We start from the raw sequence: 2,628 nt of genomic DNA on the forward strand, positions 1-2,628 counted from the left end.
CTTTTAGCTCCTGCCGTTTTAACTCCTGGCGGCACTGTTGCGTGGCGCTTTTTGCCAGGACTTCGCGGGCCATTCCAGTAGATAGCGCAGTATTCTCCACGTGCGTTCCGGCTCCACGAATGCAGGGGCGATCACCATCGATGCGAGCACGTCGGCGATGTAGTGCTGTCCCGTGGTAATGCAACTCACCGCAATGACCGCTACGTAGGTCCAGCCGATCCAGCGAGGCTTGAAAGCCCGCGCGAGAAAAACCGCCCACAGCACGTGAAAAGAAGGAAACGCAGCAATGGGAGGAAACGCGACGCGCTCCATGCCCAGGATTTGCGTAATCGAGTCGTGACCCAGCAACGGGCGACGCGGAGCGCTGGAAGGAACGAACCAATAGAACGGAAATATCACCGCCATGGACATCCAGCTGGAAATCATGAGCCGGCGGAGATCCCTTCGCGTCCGCACCCACCAGGGCGCCAAGGCAATTACAACGTAGATGCTCTGGTACAAAAGTGCCGTCCAGCCAATGATGGGCAGGCGGTCTTCAAAAGACATACCGAAACTGGTGCCGTGTGAGGCGAGCGTGCTGGTGAACGCGTACAGTGCGAGCCACGGGATAATCACGTAGGGCACAAATCGGACCCGCTCCCAGCTCGATGGAGCCGCCTCCTCATCGGCAGGGAGCAGCCAGGCTGCGCTGCCGAAGCGCCGCGGGATTTCCTGCCATGTCAGTTGCGTAGCCAAGTCACGCTCTCTTAAGAAGTCCTGACCCGGGAATTATCCGGAGGCCCATTAATCGCGCCCAAGTAAGCGCCAAAAGCACTTCGCGAGGACGTACCCCCGTTCTCGGTTGGCCGATGCCGGTGGCTGAGCCGAAAACGCACACTTCCACAAACGTCAATTCAGCCTGTGCTGGCGGCCTAGAATGAAGTTGGCAAGCGGCTCGACCTGCGCTGCCGGCCCGGCCTCGCAATCAGCATCGGTCCACAGCCCGTCGCTTTCCACGTCAGACCGGCTATCCGAATCTTCGAGGATCTGCAGACTGGCCTCGGCCGGAAGCTGATGTAGGTCAATCAGCATTCCAATCACCTGACCCAGTTCTTCGCGAGTTGAAATCCGGTCGTCTGCACCTCTCGCTTGAGAATATGGTTTCATGGCAACACCTCAGCGAACGAAAACTTCTTTTCAAGCTCATCGGCAGTTTTTCAATTCCTGCAACACATCTTTGATATAAAAGCCACTGGCGATGAATTGAGCGCCTTCGTTTGACATGCTCCGCAAAAGCTCTTCGCCACCTTTACCGACGCAAGTGACATTAGTCAGGTCGACCACGCAATGATGGCCTTCGCGGTTTCGGCGCGCCTCTTTCCAGCTTGCTTTCACCTCTGTAACCCAGGGCTCCGCCAAACGGCCTTGCAGAATCCAGCGCAGTTCTTCAGGCGTTTCGGTGATCGTGATCTTCAGCACTGCGACTCCATAGCCTCGCGGTTTGGAGTGAGCACCGCGGATGCCAAATCTTGTTCTATCTCGAGTGGCTGAATCCCTATGAGTTTGGGCGAGATAGGGGAGACGCTTGGATTCATCAAATCACAGTGCCGGTCTGCCGATGCCAGCCAAATGGTAGGTGCCTATTTTTTGGCACGCTGGGCTCCTATGATCGGGCGGGATATCGAGGCGGCTGCCGAAGAGCTTGACGCCCACATATGCACTGCGCATCCGCCGGTACAGGGAATTGAGAAGCCGTCGAACGCAAAATAATACGACGGTCCACCGCGGGCCCTCATTATTAGATCCCTTCAATCCGAGCACCACTTGGCCGAGGTGATAGGACAGCGCCCGGCGGGAAGAGACTGCTTTACTTTATTTCCCGCAGGACCACCTCGGATGAGAGGCTTCCAAAAAGCTTGTCCGCCCGCTCGATTTGGGCCTTCCGTACTTTCAGCTTGAGAGCTATGCAAGAACCTTCGTTTACCAATGCTCCATCTTCTGTCAACGACTCCCTCTCATTTTGTGCTTCCTCTGACTCCTCGGGCAAGAATACAAAAGCTCGTAATTCTTCGCGGCAGCGAGCATCTAAATGGGTGGGTTCCCGCGGACCAGAGTCTGAAGAGGGTGCAAGACACAGATGAATTTATGCTTTTTGAGCCGGAAGCGCACAAGCTTCTTGGCGCACATGCGTTAGGACAGCGTGCAACCGAAATCATATAGATTGGTCAGGCCGTACTCTTCTACGGCGGGTCGGTTGAATATTTCCGGGACATGGTCTTTAACTATCCAACGCTCTCCGAAGCTCACAAGGTAGTCGCTTTGGACGGGCTGAACAAGCTCTGACGGATGATAAGGTGATGCCGATGCGCATTCTTCTTCTCAACCTGGGTACGGAGTCTACCCAAGACGTAACGCAGGCTTTATCAGGTCAAGGTTATGAAATCACCGCAGAGCGCAACCTGACCGTTGATGAGGTTCTTGCGCTTTCCCCGGAACTCCTGATCATGGAGGCAACGCCATCCAACCTTAGCTGCTGCGGCTTGATCAGCCAAATCAAGGCAAGCCCTGATCCGCGAACTTTCAAAATTGTGATGATTGTTCACGGCGGCGCACTCGAACGTGCCCGCGGGCTCGACCTGGGCGCCGACG

4 protein-coding genes are annotated in these 2,628 nt (G+C 55.8%); 1 reads left to right on the plus strand and 3 read right to left on the minus strand.

The window, feature by feature from the left end; translation table 11 throughout:
• Positions 1 to 18: 18 nt before the first annotated feature.
• The 3 genes from VK738_10190 to VK738_10200 all read right to left on the minus strand — a co-directional run bounded on the left by VK738_10190 (position 19) and on the right by VK738_10200 (position 1,458).
• Positions 19 to 735 carry a phosphatase PAP2 family protein gene (locus VK738_10190; protein ID HTD23013.1) on the minus strand — a complete coding sequence of 239 codons (717 nt, stop codon included), beginning with the start codon at positions 733 to 735 and terminating at the stop codon, positions 19 to 21.
• 153 nt (positions 736 to 888) lie between these two features.
• The gene (locus VK738_10195; protein ID HTD23014.1) at positions 889 to 1,146 is read right to left on the minus strand and encodes a hypothetical protein; all 258 of its coding nucleotides are present in this window, start codon (positions 1,144 to 1,146) and stop codon (positions 889 to 891) included.
• 36 nt (positions 1,147 to 1,182) lie between these two features.
• Positions 1,183 to 1,458 carry a hypothetical protein gene (locus tag VK738_10200; protein ID HTD23015.1) on the minus strand — a complete coding sequence of 92 codons (276 nt, stop codon included), beginning with the start codon at positions 1,456 to 1,458 and terminating at the stop codon, positions 1,183 to 1,185.
• 884 nt (positions 1,459 to 2,342) lie between these two features.
• Between VK738_10200 and VK738_10205 the strand changes: the two genes are divergently transcribed.
• Positions 2,343 to 2,628 (plus strand): hypothetical protein (locus VK738_10205; GenBank protein HTD23016.1); only part of this gene is annotated, 286 nt, incomplete at its 3' end.

It is taken from the genome of Terriglobales bacterium, from assembly GCA_035487355.1.
Lineage (GTDB): Bacteria > Acidobacteriota > Terriglobia > Terriglobales > Acidobacteriaceae > QIAW01.

Excerpts from the sequence above, each read along its gene's own strand:
- VK738_10195 (HTD23014.1), bottom strand. The coding sequence starts at position 1,146 with ATGAAACCATATTCTCAAGCGAGAGGTGCAGACGACCGGATTTCAACT.